Origin of the sequence: Vibrio sp. 10N.222.52.B12 (assembly GCF_002875385.1) — a bacterium.
Taxonomy (GTDB): Bacteria; Pseudomonadota; Gammaproteobacteria; order Enterobacterales; family Vibrionaceae; genus Vibrio; species Vibrio jasicida.
In genome coordinates this window covers 2,065-2,514 of sequence record NZ_MDAW01000067.1, presented here as the reverse complement: position 1 = coordinate 2,514, position 450 = coordinate 2,065, and the positions used below count along the sequence as shown (strand labels likewise).

General features: G+C 38.2%; 1 protein-coding gene. It reads right to left on the bottom strand.

All coding sequences use genetic code 11. From position 1 onward, the window contains the following. Positions 1-18: 18 nt before the first annotated feature. Positions 19-411: a hypothetical protein gene (locus tag BCT11_RS03805; protein ID WP_102387205.1), complete on the bottom strand. Its 393-nt coding sequence runs from the start codon at positions 409-411 to the stop codon at positions 19-21. Between the last annotated feature and the right edge of the window lie 39 nt (positions 412-450).

Sequence of the window (450 nt, the reverse complement as noted above, 5' to 3'; positions counted from 1 at the left end):
TCACTCTTAAGCAACTTGTTATGTGTATGCCCAAAACAATAAAGGTGATAACGCAAAAAATACGCACCCGAACAGAAAAAAGTAAAAGCACAGCAAAAAAATTATTTCTGAAATCGTTTTTCCAACTTTCGCGGCCGATTCTCCTGCATCTGATACAGCTATTCTTACAGCGACAGGGCCGGTTAGGATGATTTTCTTTCTTGAAAAAAACTTAGCCGAGACGATTCCCAAAACAAATATCAAGTAGATACTAAATGCTGGAGCAACCAATAGCTCGTTTAAAGAAGCGATAGCAGATGCAATAAATGCCAATAAGATCATTGAAGCGAATGATATCGCCCAGATACCGAATATTGAGAATTTGCCAAAGTAAGTAAACTTCTCAGCCAACAACTTGGGAAGGTAGTACATAGTAATCCTCTTTTACACATAACGCTCTGTTAAGGTGTG